16 protein-coding genes are annotated in these 17,352 nt (G+C 62.8%); 4 read left to right on the top strand and 12 right to left on the bottom strand.

The window, feature by feature from the left end; genetic code table 11:
• Window positions 1-121 precede the first annotated feature (121 nt).
• The 4 genes from cynS to IVA95_RS12340 form a co-directional block, all read right to left on the bottom strand.
• On the bottom strand, window positions 122-610 hold the full coding sequence (gene cynS / locus IVA95_RS12325; RefSeq protein ID WP_247510718.1) for a cyanase: 489 nt from the start codon (window positions 608-610) through the stop codon (window positions 122-124).
• Between the two features lie 65 nt (window positions 611-675).
• Entirely contained in the window at window positions 676-1,608 is a 933-nt protein-coding gene (locus IVA95_RS12330; protein WP_247510719.1) for an ABC transporter ATP-binding protein, read from the bottom strand.
• A 5-nt stretch (window positions 1,609-1,613) separates the two neighbouring features.
• The gene (gene ntrB, locus IVA95_RS12335) at window positions 1,614-2,453 is read right to left on the bottom strand and encodes a nitrate ABC transporter permease (RefSeq protein WP_247510720.1); all 840 of its coding nucleotides are present in this window, start codon (window positions 2,451-2,453) and stop codon (window positions 1,614-1,616) included.
• 166 nt (window positions 2,454-2,619) lie between these two features.
• A complete protein-coding gene (locus IVA95_RS12340) occupies window positions 2,620-4,002 on the bottom strand; it encodes a CmpA/NrtA family ABC transporter substrate-binding protein (RefSeq protein ID WP_247510721.1) in 1,383 nt (460 codons plus the stop codon).
• Window positions 4,003-4,170: 168 nt separating this feature from the next.
• Between IVA95_RS12340 and IVA95_RS12345 the strand changes: the two genes are divergently transcribed.
• Window positions 4,171-6,105 (top strand): sigma 54-interacting transcriptional regulator, encoded by a 1,935-nt coding sequence (locus IVA95_RS12345; protein ID WP_247510722.1) that lies wholly within the window; start codon window positions 4,171-4,173, stop codon window positions 6,103-6,105.
• 31 nt (window positions 6,106-6,136) lie between these two features.
• Here IVA95_RS12345 and IVA95_RS12350 read toward each other — a convergent pair whose 3' ends face one another.
• Window positions 6,137-6,892, bottom strand: coding sequence for an SDR family oxidoreductase (locus IVA95_RS12350; protein ID WP_247510723.1), 756 nt, complete (start codon window positions 6,890-6,892; stop codon window positions 6,137-6,139).
• Between the two features lie 136 nt (window positions 6,893-7,028).
• Between IVA95_RS12350 and IVA95_RS12355 the strand changes: the two genes are divergently transcribed.
• Window positions 7,029-7,919, top strand: coding sequence for an AraC family transcriptional regulator (locus IVA95_RS12355; RefSeq protein ID WP_247510724.1), 891 nt, complete (start codon window positions 7,029-7,031; stop codon window positions 7,917-7,919).
• A gap of 245 nt (window positions 7,920-8,164) precedes the next feature.
• Here IVA95_RS12355 and IVA95_RS12360 read toward each other — a convergent pair whose 3' ends face one another.
• The 4 genes from IVA95_RS12360 to IVA95_RS12375 all read right to left on the bottom strand — a co-directional run bounded on the left by IVA95_RS12360 (window position 8,165) and on the right by IVA95_RS12375 (window position 11,573).
• Window positions 8,165-8,773, bottom strand: coding sequence for a hypothetical protein (locus IVA95_RS12360; RefSeq protein WP_247510725.1), 609 nt, complete (start codon window positions 8,771-8,773; stop codon window positions 8,165-8,167).
• 167 nt (window positions 8,774-8,940) lie between these two features.
• Window positions 8,941-9,819 carry a sulfurtransferase gene (locus IVA95_RS12365; RefSeq protein WP_247510726.1) on the bottom strand — a complete coding sequence of 293 codons (879 nt, stop codon included), beginning with the start codon at window positions 9,817-9,819 and terminating at the stop codon, window positions 8,941-8,943.
• 51 nt (window positions 9,820-9,870) lie between these two features.
• Window positions 9,871-10,995 (bottom strand): acyl-CoA dehydrogenase family protein, encoded by a 1,125-nt coding sequence (locus tag IVA95_RS12370; RefSeq protein ID WP_247510727.1) that lies wholly within the window; start codon window positions 10,993-10,995, stop codon window positions 9,871-9,873.
• 35 nt (window positions 10,996-11,030) lie between these two features.
• Window positions 11,031-11,573, bottom strand: coding sequence for an OsmC family protein (locus IVA95_RS12375; RefSeq protein WP_247510728.1), 543 nt, complete (start codon window positions 11,571-11,573; stop codon window positions 11,031-11,033).
• Between the two features lie 227 nt (window positions 11,574-11,800).
• Here IVA95_RS12375 and IVA95_RS12380 point away from each other — a divergent pair, with 227 nt between their 5' ends.
• A complete protein-coding gene (locus tag IVA95_RS12380) occupies window positions 11,801-12,463 on the top strand; it encodes a TetR/AcrR family transcriptional regulator (RefSeq protein WP_247510729.1) in 663 nt (220 codons plus the stop codon).
• A gap of 239 nt (window positions 12,464-12,702) precedes the next feature.
• Here IVA95_RS12380 and IVA95_RS12385 read toward each other — a convergent pair whose 3' ends face one another.
• The 3 genes from IVA95_RS12385 to IVA95_RS12395 form a co-directional block, all read right to left on the bottom strand.
• The gene (locus tag IVA95_RS12385; RefSeq protein WP_247510730.1) at window positions 12,703-13,497 is read right to left on the bottom strand and encodes a DUF2182 domain-containing protein; all 795 of its coding nucleotides are present in this window, start codon (window positions 13,495-13,497) and stop codon (window positions 12,703-12,705) included.
• A 55-nt stretch (window positions 13,498-13,552) separates the two neighbouring features.
• A complete protein-coding gene (locus tag IVA95_RS12390; RefSeq protein ID WP_247510731.1) occupies window positions 13,553-14,185 on the bottom strand; it encodes a DUF1326 domain-containing protein in 633 nt (210 codons plus the stop codon).
• Between the two features lie 216 nt (window positions 14,186-14,401).
• Window positions 14,402-15,607 (bottom strand): TrmJ/YjtD family RNA methyltransferase, encoded by a 1,206-nt coding sequence (locus tag IVA95_RS12395; protein WP_247510732.1) that lies wholly within the window; start codon window positions 15,605-15,607, stop codon window positions 14,402-14,404.
• A 408-nt stretch (window positions 15,608-16,015) separates the two neighbouring features.
• Between IVA95_RS12395 and IVA95_RS12400 the strand changes: the two genes are divergently transcribed.
• Window positions 16,016-17,230, top strand: a complete 1,215-nt coding sequence (locus IVA95_RS12400; RefSeq protein WP_247510733.1) for an NADP-dependent isocitrate dehydrogenase — start codon at window positions 16,016-16,018, stop codon at window positions 17,228-17,230.
• Window positions 17,231-17,352: the final 122 nt, after the last annotated feature.

The following is a 17,352-nucleotide window of genomic DNA, read 5'->3' on the forward strand; positions in this document are numbered from 1 at the left end:
TGCAGATAGTTGCGTTCAATCGTCCGGTCGTAGCTGTTATCGCGCATTGGATCGTCCTCCAGTGGAGCGATCCAATCAGCGAATTAGTGAACATGCACAGCAATGACCGTGGAGAGATGCGTCACCCCTCCTTGAATCCATACTCCGGCACATTGCCGCTGGCGCCGTAATATTTGTACGGCAGGAATTTTCCGGACATCGTGATCTTGACCCGGTCGCCCTTCGGATTGGCGACGCGGTCGATCGCCATGTCGAAATCGATCGCCGACATGATGCCGTCGCCGAATTCTTCCTCGATCAGCGCCTTCCATGCCGGCCCGTTGACCATCACCATTTCGTAGAACCGGTAGATCAAGGGATCGGTCGGCGGCATCGGCGTGCCGGTGCCGCGCATCGGCACCTCGTTGAGCATCGCTGTTTCCGATTTCGACAGCCCGAACAACTCGCCGGCGTTGGCGGCCTGCGGCTTCGTCAGCTTCATCTGGCCCATGATGGCGCCGACGATCAGCACTTCCGAATAGCCGCCGATCTTTTCGCAGATATGTTTCCAGCTCCAGCCCTTCTCGCGCTTGATGTCGAGCAGCTTTTCGGTGAGGTCTTCGCGCTTCATGCTTCGTCTCTCCTTCAACACCCGTCATGCCCGGGCTTGTCCCGGGCATCCACGTACTTGTTTGGCTAACCTTGGGAAGACGTGGATGGCCGGGCCAAGCCCGGCCATGACGCCTGCGTTGACTCTTCTGCCTCCGCTGCAACCACCAGTTCCGGCTTGCCGGGCCGCACCACCGGCACGTTGCGCGGATCATGATCGGTCACCGTGGCGGCAAACGTCTTGCTGCGGCTGACCAGAAAATCGACGATGTGATTGCGCACCGCGTAATAGAGCGGATGGCGGTGCAGATCGATGCGGCCGCGATCCTTCGGCAGCGGATTTTCCACGATCTCCGCCAGCACGGCGCCCGGACCATTGGTCATCAGAAAAATCTTGTCGGCGAGATAGATCGCCTCATCGACATCATGGGTGATCATGAACGCGGTCTGCCCGGTCTCGAGGCAAATGCGCCGCACCTCGTCCTGCAGCGTGCCGCGCGTCAGCGCATCCAGCGCCGAGAACGGCTCGTCCATCAGCATGATCTTTGGCGTGATCGAGAGCGCCCGCGCAATGCCGACGCGCTGCTTCATGCCGCCGGACAGTTCGGACGGGCGCTTGTGCTCCGAGCCGGTCAGCCCGACCAGGTCGATGAACTTTTGCGCATGCGCCTTGACCTTGGCGCGGTCCCAGTTCCGCCATTTCGAGGTCACGGCATAGGCGACGTTGCCGAGCACTGTGCGCCAGGGCAGCAGCGCATGGCTCTGGAAGATCACGGCGCGGTCGAGGCTCGTGCCTTCAATGGCCTGTCCGTCGACGATGACCGCGCCCTCGCTCGGCTCGTCGAGACCGGCCAGAATGTTCAACACCGTAGTCTTGCCGCAGCCGGAATGCCCGATCACGCAGCCGAATTCGCCGCGCTTCATCGACAGCCAGAGATCCTCGAAAATCGTGGTCTCGCCGCCACCCGCGCCGGGATAGCGCCGCGCGATCCCCTCGATGGAAATGAATTTGTCGGTCATCGCCATCACTCCGGGAACGTGACCATGCGCGTAAACCGCGCCAGGATCTGGTCGAGCAGCATTCCGACGATGCCGATCATGAGGATGGCGATGATGACGTTGGTAATGGAGAGATTGTTCCACTCGTTCCAGACGAAGTAACCAATGCCGGTGCCGCCGACGAGCATCTCGGCCGCGACGATCACGAGCCAGGCGATGCCGATCGAAATCCGCATGCCAGTCAGGATCGTCGGCGCCGCCGCTGGCAGGATCACCGTGAAGGCCCGCCTGACGGTGCCGACTTCCAGCGTGCGCGCGACGTTGATCCATTCCTTGCGCACCGCGGCGACGCCGAAGGCCGTGTTGAGCAGCATCGGCCACACCGAGCAGATGAAGATGACGAAGATCGCCGAGATCGAGGAATCCTTGATGGTGTAAAGCGCAAGCGGCATCCAGGCGAGCGGCGAGATCGGCTTCAGCACCTGGATGAACGGATCCAGCGCCTTGCTGATCAAAGGCGACATGCCGATCAGGAAGCCGAGCGGGATCGCGACGATGACGGCGAGAAAGTAGCCGAGGCCGACGCGGGCGATGGAATAGCCGAGCTGGATCCCGAGCCCCTTGTCGTTCGGGCCGTTGTCGTAGAACGGTTGCCTGAGATGCTCCCACAATTTCGCGCCGACATCTGATGGACCCGGCATCGCCGACTTGCCCTGGGTCGCCGTCAGCCCCATCAGCTTGGCGTATTCCGGCGACATGTTGCCGACAGCGCCCGTCGAGCGGGTGGCGAGATGCCAGATGCCGAGGAACGCCGCGAACAGCACGATCGAAACCACGGCCGCGCGGAAACGGAGGGATGAGGTCATGACGACAAGCTCCCTGTCCCGGGCGCGGCGCAGCACGAAGCGCAGCGCAGTGCTGCGCTGCTGAACCGGGACCCACCGAGCGCGAGGCGGTCCCGGCTTCGCGAAGCATCGCCACGCACTCCGTGCTGCGCGCTGCATCGCATCCGGGACACGAAACCGGGATTCATCACGACGCCTTCCTGATCTTGAAGCTGGCGAGATAATCCTCGGGCTTCGCAGGATCGAACGTCTTGCCCATCACCGAAAAACTCTTGGTGGTTGCGGTGGGCGGCGTTAGTCCTGCTTGCTTCATCAGCTTGGCGGCGTCGGTGGCGAGATAGACCTGCGCGGCAATGCCCGCATAGTCGATGTCGCCCTTGATCTGTCCCCAGCGCTTCATCTGGGTCATGATCCACACCGCAAACGACTGCCACGGGAACGGATCGAAATCGACACGGTTCGGCTGCGTGACGATGTTGCCCAGCCCATCGGCGAAGGTGCCGGTCAAAACCTGCTCCAGCACGATCGGCGGCTGATTGAGATAGTTCGCCGGCGCGATCGCGGCGGCAATCTCCTTGCGGTTCTCCGCCTTGTGCGCGTACGCGGTGGCTTCGATGATCGATTTGAGCAGCGCGCCGTAGGTATTCGGCATCGACGTGACGAATTCCTTCGACGCGGCGAAGGCGCAGCACGGATGCCCTTCCCAGATGTCCTTGGTCAGGATGTGGATGAAGCCCGCGCCGTCAAACACGGCGCGCTGGTTCATCGGGTCGGGCCCGAGAAAGCCGTCGATGTTGTCGGCGCGCAGGTTGGCGACCATTTCCGGCGGCGGCACCGCGCGGATCTGCACGTCGGCATCGGGATCGATGCCGTGCTCGGCAAGGTAATAGCGCAGCAGGTAGTTGTGCATCGAGTAGTCGAAGGGCACGGCGAACTTAAAACCCTTCCAGTCCTTCGGATTGCGCTTGTCCTTGTGCTTGACCGACAGCGTGATCGCCTGGCCGTTGATGTTTTCGACCGCCGGCATGGTGTAGGGAATCGGATTCGAGCCGGCGCCCATCGTGATGGCGAGCGGCATCGGCGACAGCATGTGGGCCGCGTCGTATTCCTTGTTGATGGTCTTGTCGCGAATGACGGCCCAGCCGGCGGTCTTGATCACTTCGACATTCAGGCCGTTCTTGGCATAGAACCCCATCGGCGCGGCCATGATGATCGGCGTGGCGCAGGTGATCGGGATGAAGCCGACCTTGAGGTCCTTCTTTTCCAGCGGCCCGCCTTGCGCGAATGCTTCAGTCGCGGTCTTGAGCGGGAAGAATTGCGATAATGCCGCCGCGGCGGTTGCCGCTCCTACCGACTTCAAAAACGCGCGTCGCGCGACGTCCTGCGGGAACATCGCGCGCATCACGGCGGAGGCGACCACCCCTTCGTAGCGTTTCTGTTCGCTCTCGATGGCCGCCTCGGCCTGCAGTTGGACGGCCTGGTGCTCGGCCTCGCTGACATGCTGGCCGCAGCTACAGCCACCGGCATGAAGACGACGGTTGGGATCGAATGGATTGTCGAAGGTAGACATCAGCCCTCCTGCGCGACGTTTGCCCCCTTATTAAGCAAGCCACATGCCAGCCCCGTTCTGCGGCAATGGCTCTGACATCACAGGGATTCTGCTGACATTGGCGGCTACGAAAATTCGTGATACACGAAATGTCGTAGCTGAATTACGAAATTTCGGAGTATCAACCGGATGGATCTGGCCCTCGGCTCAACCGCGCCACCGCAGGATGCCGAACTGCGCGCGGCCGCGTTCGAATTCGCGATCGAGCCCGCGCTGCTGCTCGATCCCCATGCCGACCAGATCCTCGACGCCAATCCGGCCGCCTGCACCCTGCTCGGCTACGACCGCGCCTTGTTGCGGCAGACCAAAGTCAGTGCCTTGCACGCCGGGCAACTGCCGGCGCTGATCGTGTTCACGCAAGCCGTGCTCGACAAGGGCGCGTACTGGACCAACGCGCTGACCCCGCGCCACGCCACGGGGCAAAGCCTGCGCCTGGAATACGCCGGCTCACTCGTGCCCGGCGACGGCCGCTCGCTGGTGCTGCTCACGATGAGCGACCTCGACGCGCGCCGCCGGCGCTATGTCGATGCGGCGGCCGAAGACCACATGCGCGGCGGAATCGCGACCTGGCAACGCGTCGAGCGGGTGTTCCAGGATATCGAGCGCGAAAACCAGCTCATCCTGCGTGCCGCCGGCGAAGGCATTTACGGCGTCAACGCCGAGGGCAAGACCACCTTCGTCAATCCGGCCGCCGAACGCATGCTGGGCTGGGGCGCGGAAGAATTGGTCGGCAAGGCAATCCACCCGATCGTTCATCACACCCATCATGACGGGCGGCACTATCCCGATCATGACTGCCCGATTTACGCGGCGTTTCGCGACGGCGCCGTGCACCAGGTCGAGGGCGAGGTGTTCTGGCGCAAGGATGGCACGCCGGTCTGGGTCGAATATACCTCGACGCCGATCCGCGACCGCGGCGTCGTGGTTGGCGCGGTCATTGTATTCCGTGACGTCAGCCAGCGCCGCGAGGCCGACGAGAAGCTGCATGCTGCGCTTGCCGAAGTCGATCGGCTGCGCGAGCGGCTGGAGCTGGAAAACGCCTATTTGCAGGAAGAAATCCGCATCGAGACCAATCCGCGCGGCATCATCGGCCAGAGCGAGGCGATCCAGAAGACGCTGCGCCAGGTCAAGCTGGTGGCGCCGACCACCGCCGCCGTGATGATCACCGGCGAGTCCGGCACCGGCAAGGAATTGATCGCGCGCGCCATTCATGAGGCGAGCAGCCGCCGCGACCGGCCGCTGATCCGCGTCAACTGCGCGGCAATCCCGCGCGAACTCTTTGAGAGCGAATTCTTCGGCCATGTCCGAGGTGCCTTCACCGGCGCGATGCGCGACCGCATCGGACGGTTCGAGCTTGCCGACGGCGGCACGCTGTTTCTCGACGAGGTCGGCGAGATCCCGCTGGAGCTGCAGGGCAAGCTGCTACGGGTGCTGCAGGAAGGCAATTTCGAACGTGTCGGCGAGGAGCGCACCCGCGCGGTGGACGTGCGCGTGATCGCCGCCACCAACCGCGACCTCAAGCAGGAAGTGCAGCGCGGCCGGTTTCGCGAGGACCTCTATTTCCGCCTCAACGTGTTTCCGGTCGAGTCAGTCCCGTTGCGCGAGCGCCGCGAGGACATTCCGCTCCTGGCACAGCATTTTCTGACGCGCGAAAGCAAGGCGCTGAAATCTGAGCTTCGCTTGTCGGAGGGCGATGCGCGCCGGCTTTCGCGCTACGACTGGCCCGGTAACGTCCGCGAATTGCAGAACGTAATCGAGCGAGCGGCGATCCTCGCGCAGAATGGCCGCTTGCGCATCGACCTGCCCGAGCCGTCCGATGCTCAGCCAGCACCGGGATCAGCGCACGTGAAAGCCGATGCCCGCCCGACGGTCATGACCACAGCAGAAATGCGCGCGCACGAACGCGCCAACATTCTCGCCGCGCTTCAGGCGTGTTCCGGCAAGGTGTTCGGCCCCGGCGGTGCGGCGGAGATGCTGGATATCAAGCCGACCACGCTGGCCTCGCGGATCAAGGCGCTGGGGATAGCCCCGCGGCCGCGCGGATCCGCTTGCCCCAGCGGATAGACGCGGCCCTCGGACTGACCCGGCTCGTCGGTCAAATGACCTGGCCGCCGGAGACTTCGATCCGCTGGGCGTTGATCCAGCGATTGTCGTCGGTCAACAGCTTCGCGATCATTGGGCCGATGTCCTCAGGCACACCGACACGACCAAGGGCAGTCATGCCCGCGAAGGTCTTGTTGAGATCCGGCGTGTCGCGGACCGCGCCACCGAGGAAGTCTGTCTCGATCGCGCCCGGCGCCACGGTATTGACCGCGATGCCGCGGCTGCCGAGTTCCTTCGCCATGTAAACGCTGAGGACCTCGACCGCACCCTTCACTGCCGAATAGACGGAGAAGCCGGGGAAGGAGATGCGGGTAAGGCCGGAGGACAGGTTCACGATCCGGCCGCCGTCCGCGATCAGCGGCAACAGCGCCTGAGTGAGGAAGAACACGCCCTTGAAATGGACGTTGACCAATTTGTCGAACTGCGCCTCGGTCGTTTCCGCGATCGAAGCCATGTCACCATGGCCGGCGTTGTTGACAAGGTGATCGAACGTATCGCGCTGCCAGATCTTCCGCAGCGCCGTCCGCAGCTGCTCGGCGAAAGGCTTGAAAGCAGAGACATCGCTAAGGTCGAGTTGGAGTGAGATCGCCCTGCGCCCCATCGCCACTATCTCGGCGACAACGGCTCGAGCGCCTTCCTCAAGGCTTTGATAAGTGATGATGACGTCGCTACCCTCGCGGGCGATGTTGAGCGCAGTGTTCCGGCCAAGCCCGCGGCTTGCTCCGGTGATGAGAGCGATCTTGGTCATGCTAGGCTCCTGTTGCTTGTGTGGCCGCGCTGATATGCAGCCCGGGAGCTGGCCTTTGTTGCCGGAACCTCGACGTTCTTTGCCTATTCCTACAGATCGAATTTACGCATCGGTTCAGGCGCGATAGGATCGCCGCATGACCGACACTCTCCTCAAGGCTGTTCGCCGCTATGCGGAGGTCTATGCTGATCCGGCCGGGGTCGCTCGGACTCCGATTCCTGGCCTGACGACCATTCGTGCGACCGCACCGAGCGGCCTGGACTACGCGATCTCCCGACCGCTCGTGTGCCTCGTGCTGCAGGGAACCAAGCACGTGACGATGGGCAATCGTGCCTTCACGTTCCGCGCTGGCGACTCTCTGTTGATCACGGCTGACGTGCCAACGGTGAGCCGGATCACGCGGGCGAGCATCGCCGTGCCTTACTTCTCGCTTGTACTGGACCTGGATCCGGCGGTGATCGCAGACCTCGCCGTGGAGATGAAGGCGGTGCCGATTGCCGAGGGCGCGCCCGTGCACCACGAGCCCACCGATGCCGAGGTCGCCGACGCGGCGCTTCGGCTGATACGCTTGATTGAGCGCCCGGCATCGGTGCCAGTGCTGCGCACGCAGTTGGTGCGCGAGATGCACTACTGGCTCCTTTCCGGACGGCACGGGGCGGCGATCCGACGCCTTGGCTGGCCGGACGGCCATGCGCAGCGTGTAGCGCGCGCGGTCGCGGTGCTTCGAGCCGAGTTCACTCAGCCATTGCGGGTCGCGCGCCTGGCGGCTGTTGCCGGGATGAGCCCATCGTCCTTCCACCAGCACTTTCGCACCGTGACATCTCTTTCTCCGCTTCAGTTCCAGAAACAATTGCGTCTGATCGAGGCGAGACGGCTGATGCTGTCGGATGGAGTGACCTCGAGTAGCGCGGCATTCGCGGTCGGCTACGAGAGCGTCTCTCAGTTCACGCGGGAATACGGGCGCATGTTCGGCTTGCCGCCCGTTCGAGAGACCAAGGCGGCAAGGGGCAATACCCAGGCCGCGTAATCAGCACGAACGCGCCAACATTCGCGCGGCGCTGCCGCAGACGCGCTTCACCTCTCCCGCTTGCGGGGGAGGTCGGCGCGAAGCGCCGGGTGGGGCTCTCTCCACTCGGGCAGTGTCGACCGCGGAGACACCCCCGCCCCGGCCCTCCCCCGCAAGCGGGAGAGGGAGCGCACCTTCTTCGTGGTCGCAATCAAACTCAATTTCGTCATGCTTTAGTCACGGCGGGCTTGTTCTCGAGGTTCGCGTTAGCGGCGGCCGCCAATGGCAAACGGTGATGCCCCAGGCAGCGAATTGATCTCGCTGTCGAGCCGGCCCGACTGCTGCACATAGCCGACCCCAAGCGACAGGCTAAGATTCGACGTCGCCTGGAATTCGACGCCGGCATTCACGCTGGAGATCGGCAGCGTGCCGGACTTGGAGTCGAACGGCGCAAAAGGGCCGCCGATGCCGGTATTGTATTTCAGCGTGTCGAACCCGGCATAGAAGGTGACGGGCAAGCCGCTGTTCTTGAGGCTGTAGCCGAACTGCACGCCTTCGCTGTAGAGCGAGCCGAAACTGCCGAACGCACTCTGGCTGAGGCCGTTGAAAACAATGTTGCTGCGCTGGCTGCCGACAAAAAAGCCGTTAGAAAAATTGTAGCGCGCATAGGAAGAGCCGTTTCCGACGTCGCGGAAGTCGAAGCTCGGAAAGTTGCCGTAGCTGTTCGCGCTCTCGCCCGCATCGCCGCTAAAACCCATCGGCCAGCCGGGGATCCAGTAGTTTACCGGCGAGGCCTGCGCATGGGCCGCTGGCGCGCCGAGACAGAGCATCGCGAAAGCGAGTGTGAAACCTAAGCTGCGTGTGAAATCAGACATTCGTGCGTGCGACCACCAAGTGCGTCGTGATTATACGCATTGGAGGCTGGGAACACCAGAGCGACGCGGTGGCGCGGTTCCACCACGTCGCGATGTTGCGTTGATCTCGAGGACACCCGCCTGCAGCCTGATCCCGTCGAATCAGGCCGCAGACGTCGAACGCTTCATTACGCCGCCTTGGTGGTGAGCTTCGCCTCCATCGGCAGGCCCTCCTCGATCGGCAGCGAGGGATCGCGCGACCATTCGTTCCAGGAGCCGAAATACATCCGCACGTCCTTCACGCCGGCGTTCTTCAACGCGAGGAACGTGTTGGAGGCGCGCGCGCCCTTGAAGCAGTAGAGATAGACCGGCGTATTCTCCGAGATGCCGACGGTGGCGCATTCCGCCAGAATCTCGTTCTTGGACTTGAAGCGCGGTCCTTCGGCGGTCGGCTTCATCATGCGGTACCATTCGAGCCAGACGGCGCCGGGGATGCGTCCTTTGCGCGGGCAAAAATCCTTGCCGTAAGGGGAAGAGCTTTCGCCGATCCACTCGTCAATGTCGCGCACATCGAGCAGCGCAATGCCCGGTTTGCCGACAGCGGCCAGCATGGTCTTGGCGTCGATCAGGATGTCGCCCGCTTCAGGTACGATCGCGAACGACGCCTTCACCGGCGACGGCACGTCCTGAGTCACCGGCAGGCCGGCCAAGACCCAGGCATCGTAACCGCCATGCAGCACCTTGATCTTGGGATAGCCGAGCATGGTGAGAAGATAGTAGCCGCGACAGGATTGGCCGAACCCGGAATTCATCGACTGCTCGTAGATGACGGCGGTCTCCTTGCCCGAAAGCCCGGCGGCGCCGAACGCATCGGCGAATTTTGTCTTGAGCTCGTGAATACCTTCCGGCGTCGACGTTGCGAGGTAGGTGAAGATTTCATGGACGTTGACGGCGTTCGGGAGATGCCCCGCGCCGTAAGCCTCGGGATTGCGGGTGTCGATGACGACACACGGCTCTTGCGTGAGGAATTCCGCGAGTTCGCCGGCAGTAATCAGAACGTCCGTCATGGCAGGCCTCTCCTGTTGTGTGGTTGCTGGTTGGGTCGATCGGAAATCCCTTTAGGGTTCGTCGCCGGCCAGCATCTTGCGAAGCTGCTTGGTGGCGGGCGTGACGATGGCGACGAAATAGGCTTCGCGCACTCGCCGCTGGGCGCGGTGGCTCTTCAGGTAGCCGCGCGCGCCGCAATGGAGCATTGCTGCATGCGCAGCCGCGACGCTGGCGTCGCCGAGTCTGAGCCGCAGCGCGATGACGCGGCGCCAGTAGCTATCGTCGGAATTGTAGGGGTCGCGCGCCAGCGCCATCGTCTCCTTCTCGAACTCGGCATGGAGTTCGTGGAACTGGACAGGTTGCTGCGGCAGATAGCGGTTGACGTGGCCGAGCGGCGCCTCGACTTCGTCCATGATCTGGATGCAATCCTTGATCAGGCCGAGCGCCATGCCGGCTTGCAGCAGGATGAAACCGGCGCGGATTTTTTTGACGAACGGTCCGGCCGGCTCGGCGAGAATGAGTTCGTCAGGCACGAAAACATCGCGGAACTGCGCGCCATAGGTGCCGGTGCCGTCCATCGCCAGGAACGGCTTGCACGGCTGCAGGGTAATCGCGGGATTCGAACAGTCGGCGAGGAACATGACGATGCCGCCCCCCTCGTCCTCCCGCTCAAAGATGGTGCCGAAGTAATGGTCTGCACCCAGGTTCGAGACCCATGGCAGCGCGCCGCGCACGACGTAGCCACCCTCGACCTTGCGTCCCCTGAGTTTCAGCTTCTCGATACCGAAGAAACTCTTCATCGGGTTGGACAGCCCGGTGCCGCCGAGAATCTCACCGCTGGCAAACTTGCCGGCGAATTCGGCGACGAGTTTTGGATTGTTCGAATTCGAGGCGTACCAGACCAGCGTGTTCTGACACCACGCCATGAAGGCGGTGGCGCCGCAGACCTCGCCGAGCGCGGCGATCGACTGAATGGCGCAGCGCAGATCGGCTGCGCCATTCACGGGTTGGTGACTGCCCCATGCGCCGGCGCCGCCTAGACGCCGCAGCAAGGCATCCGGATAGACGGTGCCTTCGTCGATCGCCGCAGCCTGGGGTGCGAGGTCTCGACGCGCAATCGCCGCGACTTGATCGACGATCGATGCCGATGGGAGATCGTCGTCGACTGCGAGCCGCGATATCGCCACTGAACCCATGAGACCCTCCGCACCCCAGTGCTTGTTGCTGCCGCTTATGCGCTGACGTCGAGATTGACCGGCCGCGTAAACGTGTTGGCGACCGGCGACCACTTCTTGACGTGGGCGACCAGCGCATCGATCTCGCTCTTAGGAATGCCCTCGCATTCCATGTCGACCTTAACGCGGACATCGGTGAAGCCGACCGGCTTCTCGCTGATATCGCCGGTGCCCCACACCGCGGTGATGTTGAGGTCGCCTTCCAGTTCGAGTTCGAGCTTGTTGACGATCCAGCCGCGATGAACGGCGTTGGCGTGCAGGCCGACCGCAAGGCAGGAGCCGAGCGCGGCGAGCGAGGCTTCGGAAGGATTGGGCGCGGTGTCGTCGCCCAAAAGGCCCGGCGGCTCGTCGACGATATAGGGCGCGAGATTGCGGATGTAGTTGGCGTGACGGAACTTGCCCTCCGCCACCGTCTTGCATTTCAAGGTCTTGATGACCTTCGGATTGGCCTTGCCATTGGCGATGAGCTGCTCCAGCCCGTTCTTGTCGATCGGGGCCAGGCAGCCCGTAAGCACCGTTTTTTGAGCGACCGCGGTCATCATTTCTCTCCCTAGGGTAGGATACCGAACGTTCTGTTTCCTGCATGAAGCGTGCCAGAACTGGCTCAAATCAAAAGCCGAACGTCTGTCGTTGCTTAGCAATGCCTGCCCGGAAATTGATCAGCGCCGCGCTGCTCACGCGCGAAGCAATTGCCGCGCCGGCGCGATTATTTTCGGCGCAAAGATGCGACTTGATGATTGCGCCGCGCTCCGATTAACTGGCGCGCATGGGCAAATCAGTTTCCAAGAGGAAAGCTGTCGCGGCCTCGGCCGCAGGCGACGAGGAGTCCGCGCGCGGCCGCCTGCTCAGCGCGGCGACGCATCTGTTCTGCAAGGACGGCATCAACGCCACCGGCATCGACGCCATCATCGACGAGGCCGGCACCGCGAAGACCACGCTCTACAAATTGTTCAGATCGAAGACCAACCTGGTCAATGCCGTGCTCGAGAGCGAAGGCAAGGCGTGGCGCGAATGGTTCATCGGCGCGATGGAGGACGGCGGCGGCGATGCGCAGGCGAAGCTGAAGCGGATCTTTCCGGCGCTGAAGCGCTGGTTCGCCGAGGAGCGCTTCTACGGCTGCCCCTTCATCAACGCGGTCGCCGAACACGACAAGGACGCCAAGCAGTTCCGCAACATCGCGCTCCGCCACAAAAAGGTGGTGCTGGCGCATATCGAAAAGCTCGCCACTGAGATGGGTGCGTCTGAGCCGCAGGTGCTCGCCCATCAACTCGCATTGCTGATCGACGGCGCCATCGTCGCTGCGATGGTCTCGCGCGATCCCGGCGTGGCGGATACTGCAGGTCTTGCCGCGAGCCCTCTGCTCGGGCCTTCCAGGATAAAGAAGACGAAGCGCGCCGGTAACGCGCCTGCGGAGTTGGTCGCCGTCTGAGGCGGCAGCGGCGACGAGGTCGCCGATCGAGCTAGAGCATAATGATTTTTGGTTAGATCGATTTGGCCGCAGACGCGCTTCACCTCTCCCGCTTGCGGGGGAGGTCGGCGCGAAGCGCCGGGTGGGGGCTCTCTCCACTGGGCAGTATCGCCCGCGGAGACACCCCCACCCCAACCCTCCCCCGCAAGCGGGAGAGGGAGCGCACCTTCTTCGCGGTCGCAATCAAACCTAATTTCATTTTAGAGAGACGCGGAAGCCGTGGCGGTCACGCCGCGCGCGAGGACAATTCCACCGGCTACAATCAAGCCCACGCCCGCGGCGCGGCTGAGCCATGGACTGCGCGCCAGCAGCTTCTCGAAGGCGACATAGATCGCGACCGCCGCGATCCACACCAGGTTCATGACGCCGGCAACGAACAGCAGCGCCATGAGAAACCAGCAACAGCCGACACAGTAGCTGCCATGCCGAAAACCCATGCGCAGCGCGCCCATGGCACCAGGTTGCCAGTATTGGCTCAGGAACAATACCGGATTCTGGCAATAGCGCAGACAGGCGCGCTTGATCGGCGAGAGCTGGTACAGCCCGGCGGCGAGCAGTATGATTCCGGCGAGTACGGTGCTGGTGCTCGCCATCATGCCGGACAGCAGCCCGGCCTGGTCTAGTGCCCACTGCACCGCGACCGCGACCAGGCTGAAGCCGGCCCATATCAGGAGATAGCCGGCGAGAAAGATCCAGCTTGAGACGACAGGATTGTCCGTCGCCTGCCTGCGCTTGATTGCCGTGAACAGCAGCACCATCGGCGCCGCGCTCGGCACCATCATCGCGATCATCATCACCCACCACATCGTAAACATCAGCGCGGCCTGCGATGGCGACCATGGCTCGGGGTCCATCGGCATATCGGCCATGCTCATGTCGATGCCGGCGCCGGCGGCCAGATAGCCCCAGGCAAAAGCGACAACGGCAGCCATGCCGAATGCCACGATCAGGCGATCGTGGCGCAAGGCCTGTTCAAGCGCAGAGGTCCCGGGCATGGACTTAACCTCCGCCACTGAAACGGCACGTCGAAATGCCGTCTCCAATGCAGCGTCAGGCCGCGACGCCCTCCGGCGTCTGAACGACGTTGGCCAGCGAGCTATGCGACCCCGTGGTGTCGAACTTGATCGCACCGGTCGAGCGGATGTTCGCCGAGGCGATTTCGGCAGCGCGATGTTCGAAGCCCTCGGGCACCACGACTTGAATGCGATGAGGCTGTCCGGTCACCGGATTCTTGATCGGCTCGACCTCGGTCTCCAGCACGCCCTTCGCCACGACACGCGCGACGCGTCCATCCTTGTCGAACGAAAAGTCGAACGGGGCAAACACCGGTTCATGGATTTTCGTCACGATCAGGCTGAATATATGAAACAGCGTACCTTCAGCGGAATACTTGCCGGACATGATGTTGAACAGCGCCTCGCGTTGTTCCGGCGTGGCGCGCTCGTCGATGATCGGCTGCATCTGGCCATTGCCCTCATGCAGCGCACCGGGAAAATCGACGGTCACCGCAAAAACAAGACCATCGAGTCTGGTGTCCTCGAAGTGTCCTTTGGTGATCCTCATGCCGACCAGGCCCTTGCAATAGCCCTGGGTTGGCCGCGCGTTGAAATCGCACGGACAGCCAAATGCGCAATTGCAGTTCTTGATCCATTCGCCTTCGAGACGCCAGTCAGATGTAGCCATCGCACACCTCCGATTTGCGTTGTCGATTAGACTGCAGCCGCTTGACACACTTACCGGCGTCGAATGCGCGATCGGTGCGACGGGATCGCGATCAAAGCACCATGGCAACTGGCGTCCAGCGACGTGCTGTCCCAGCGGGGCTAGCTTACCCCTTTGTGCGCGCGGGGACAGCAGCGCCGACGGCCACCTCGCGACAATGTGCCCGCCGGCCGGATGCTAGCCGCGGTCGCGCAGGCTCTCTTCGAGCCGCTCCAGCTCGGTCGCCAGATCCCGCTCGATGTCTGCGACCCGCATCTCGATGACGCGGTAATCGCGTGCCTCCAGCCACGCCTTCCGTCCGGCGCGGTCGGCCACAATCGCCTCCGACTCATTCGGATTGACCAGCTCGATCGCGAGGCGATGCACAAAGGACACAAAGTCGGGGATATGGCGCCCGACGGGAGTCTGGCGCTTGAACTGACCGGCGAAGCGGCGGTCGCGGGTCAGCGCCTGCCACAATATCCGCTCGGCATCGGTCGGGTTACGCCGCAACAGCCGGGCGAGCCCACGCACGGTAGAGCTGTCGCCGGGCACCGCCGGCCCCTGCCCGTGCTCGGCTAACAGCGCGCGGAGCCGCGTCGCCTGTTCGCCGTCGAGCACGCCACCCCTGGCCGGGCCCTTGCGGCCTTCGGCGATCGCCATCACCACGCCGTGCAGGGTGTGCATGTCCTGCTTGGTCGGGTCCATCCGGGTGAAGATGTTGCGCAGGTTCACCAGCATGGTCTCGCGCTTCTCGCGCGGGCGCAGGAATTCGACCTTGTCGAGTTCCCGAACCAGATTGTCGAAGAAGGCCTGCATCTGGTACTGCGAGGCCGGCTCCGACCGTTCCGGCATCGCGAACGGCAGGGCGCCGCCGGTTGAATGCTTGAACCACTCGTAGCCGATCAGCAGCACCGCCTGCGCCAGATTGAGGGAGGCGAAGCCGGGGTTGACCGGAAAGGTGATGATCCGGTTGGCGAGCGCCACCTCCTCGTTCTGCAGGCCGTAGCGCTCACGGCCGAACAGGATACCGGCCCCGCCGCCGCTTCCGACATGCGCCACGATCTCGCCTGCCGCCGCTTCCGGCGAGACCACCGGCTTGGCCTGGTCATGCGCACGCGCGGTGGTCGCGAACAACAGTGTGAGATCGGCGACCGCCTGCTCCACCGTGTCGAACAACTGCGCCTGTTCCAAAATCTGGTCGGCGCCGGCCGCCGCCCGTTGCGCCGCGATGTTCGGCCAGCCGTCGCGCGGGTTAACGATCCGCAAACGCGACAGCGCAAAATTGCCCATCGCGCGCGCGGCCATGCCGATATTCTCGCCGAGCTGCGGCTCGACAAGAATCACAATCGGTCCGGCTAAGTCCAACCCAGACTTGGTTTTATCGGTGCCCGAACCGGACATTCTCTGAACTTCACCCTCTCATTCAACTTCTGAAGATTTCGAGTCAGCTTCTGAACAGCCGAGTTCAACGCCCTCGTCAGGGCATACTCGATTGCCTGCCGGAGAAAATTTCTCAAGCAAAATAATTAGCCTGCCGAGATTTCTGAACGTTCGATCAAAGCCTTACAAGGAGGCTGAATTTGCCGAACTGGTGCCGCGCCGGCTTCCGCCTGCCAAGCACCCTAATCTGCGGGCGGTTCGTGATCTGGTACGTAGTGGCGGGAATGGCGACCCCGGCGACGTTCCAGGAATGGGCTGAAAGTGCATAACGGCTTGGCTTCCGCCGGCCGGTTTGCGGTGCTATAGGCCGCACATAATCACTCCACCCCGCCCGTATCAGCGGTTTTCCGAGAAAAGGCCCCCTCCATCATGGCAAAAATCAAGGTGACCAACCCCGTCGTCGAACTCGATGGCGACGAGATGACCCGGATCATCTGGCAGTACATCAAGGACAAGCTGATCACCCCGTTCCTCGATGTCGAGCTGCTCTATTTTGACCTCGGAATGGAGTACCGCGATCAGACCAACGACCAAGTCACGATCGACGCCGCCAACGCCATCAAGAAGGTCGGCGTCGGCGTCAAATGCGCCACCATCACCCCGGATGAAGCCCGGGTGAAGGAATTCGGCCTGAAGGAGATGTGGAAATCGCCGAACGGCACCATCCGCAACATCTTGGGCGGCGTGATCTTCCGCGAGCCGATCATCTGCAAGAACGTGCCGCGCCTGGTTCCCGGCTGGACCAAGCCGATCATCATCGGCCGTCACGCCTATGGCGACCAATACCGCGCCACCGACTTCAAGTTCCCGGGCAAGGGCACGCTGTCGATGAAATTCGTCGGCGAGGACGGCACCGTGATCGAGAGGGAAGTGTTCAAGTCCCCCGATGCCGGCGTCGCGATGGGAATGTACAACCTCGATGACTCCATCATCGACTTCGCCCGCGCCTCCTTCAACTATGGCCTGTTGCGCGGCTACCCGGTCTACCTCTCGACCAAGAACACGATTCTCAAGGTCTATGACGGCCGCTTCAAGGACATCTTCCAGGACATCTACGACCGCGAGTTCAAGAAGGAATTCGAAGCCAAGCGGCTCACCTACGAACACCGCCTGATCGACGATATGGTGGCGTCCGCGCTGAAATGGTCCGGCGGCTATGTCTGGGCCTGCAAGAACTACGATGGCGACGTGCAGTCAGACACGGTGGCGCAGGGCTACGGCTCGCTCGGCCTGATGACCTCAGTGCTGCTCACCCCAGACGGCAAAACGGTTGAGGCCGAGGCCGCGCACGGCACGGTGACCCGGCACTACCGCGAGCACCAGAAGGGCAAGGAAACCTCGACCAACTCGATCGCATCGATCTTCGCCTGGACCCGTGGCCTTGCCCACCGCGCCAAGCTCGACAACAACCCGGAGCTCGCGAAATTCGCCGACACGCTGGAAAAGGTCTGCGTCGCGACCGTCGAGGAAGGCTACATGACCAAGGACCTCGCGCTCCTGGTCGGCGCCGACCAGCGTTGGCTGTCCACGACCGGCTTCCTCGACAAGGTCGCTGCCAATCTCGAGAAGGCGATGGCGGCATAAGCCGCCTTCAGCAGAACTCTCCACGTCATGTATGGACGGCCCCCTCTCGGCAAGGGCTTTTTGGTGCTTCGGCAACGGATCGGGGAGCGGTCATGTATACGGCCTCGAGAAGCGGCCATTGA

The sequence above is a fragment of the Bradyrhizobium sp. 157 genome (assembly GCF_023073815.1).
Lineage (GTDB): Bacteria > Pseudomonadota > Alphaproteobacteria > Rhizobiales > Xanthobacteraceae > Bradyrhizobium.